Source organism: Nitrospirota bacterium (assembly GCA_040754395.1).
Taxonomy (GTDB): Bacteria; Nitrospirota; Thermodesulfovibrionia; order Thermodesulfovibrionales; family SM23-35; genus JBFMCL01.
Genome location: JBFMCL010000061.1, coordinates 1 through 1,459, shown reverse-complemented (window position 1 = coordinate 1,459; position 1,459 = coordinate 1). Strand labels below are relative to the sequence as shown.

The 1,459-nt window shown below is 45.0% G+C and carries 1 protein-coding gene; it reads left to right on the top strand.

Annotated features, from left to right (window positions below; translation table 11 throughout):
• The first annotated feature begins 375 nt into the window (after nucleotides 1–375).
• A complete protein-coding gene (locus AB1552_14410) occupies nucleotides 376–1,074 on the top strand; it encodes a hypothetical protein (protein MEW6054951.1) in 699 nt (232 codons plus the stop codon).
• Nucleotides 1,075–1,459 lie beyond the last annotated feature (385 nt).

Genomic DNA, 1,459 nt, shown 5'->3' with positions numbered 1-1,459 from the left:
TGGTCATAAATGATGATGCCACTAGGAAATATGTGTAGTAGCAAAGAAAATGAGACATCATGGCTAATAATCACTATACTTAGGGATGAGGATTACAGCATGGAGATCTCTTGGTCTGAGTCTGATGAGGACTCTGCTGGACCCTCTTCTAGGCCACCTAGAAGGCATGACCATGAGGCAAGTTCGTCTGGAACTTGTCACGAAAAGAACTTGGAAGCTGATTTGGAAAGTCACATTTCTATGAGAACGGCAGAAAACCCGGTAAGCTAACAACCTTGAATGATTATTAATGCTATAGAACCCTGTGAGCAATATAATTCACTCATCATATTCACTTGGCAGGGATTGCGGAGTGATCTGCGCTTCTATGAGAACATGGAGGGAGTGGGAAAATGTTTCTTGTGTCTCAATGAGAGAGCTAGGAGATTAGTGAGGGTAGACTGTGGATTTGCTGCTTTCCTGGACTTTGTAGAGTCTTTTAGCAAACAACAGGTGAGCAAGGATGTTATAAGAGCTCTCCTAGATAGGTTTTGGGATACAACGAACACTTTCCATTTTTCATGGGGTGAGCTAGCTCTAACTCCTATGGAGTTTGGGGCTATCAGCGGATTGAGGATGAGTGGCAGGGATGTAGCTATCCCTATGGAGCCACCGGGAGATTTGGGAGACATAATAGGCCCGGCTTTCCAGGAGATTTGGGAGCCGGATAGTAGACTGAGGCATTCTACTATCAGGAGGTTTATCGAGCATAACCCCGTGCTGGGTTACCTTACTGATAGGCAGCAGGCTACTCTGTTTATCTGGTACATGTTCGAGGCTTGCTTGTTCAGCAACCCTTCGGACAGAGCTTTGTGGGAGCATCTATGGATGCTAGCAGATTTTGAGGGCATAGGGAGTGTACAGTGGGGAGTGTATGCCTACTCACATCTGATTAGCAGCATGAGGGATGCTGTCAGGGGGAAGAATTATGAGGAGATGGTGCAGGGACCAAAGAGGAAACTCTGCGGAGTGCTGAAAGTTTTGCTGGTAATTTTCCAACTCTTATTACATATTTTATTGCCTTATGAAGACTAAATATGTAACTCATTTTTCCATGAATTTTGCAGGTTTGGATCTTTGAGCACTTTAGAGATATGACGGCGAAGCCGTCACGGAGTACCGCAACATTTCCAGCAGCCTCAAGATGGAGACATACTTTGGGGAGGAAGTATGTAAGTCATGAAGAGGTGTTGAAGGGAATTGCTACCATCCATAGGGGAAAGGTAATGATTCATAATGAACTAGTTTCTTTTGTTCTATTCCTTTTAGACCATGCATACTTTTACTAACAATGATTTGCAGGTTGTGATGGACTGGATGGGCAGGTGCCCTTATCCTGATGAAATTAGCAATGCCAGGGCCTGGAATGAGAGAAGAGTTCTCCTTCCTGGTCTAGGAGGGGGAGGTGCCTGGTTCCTTG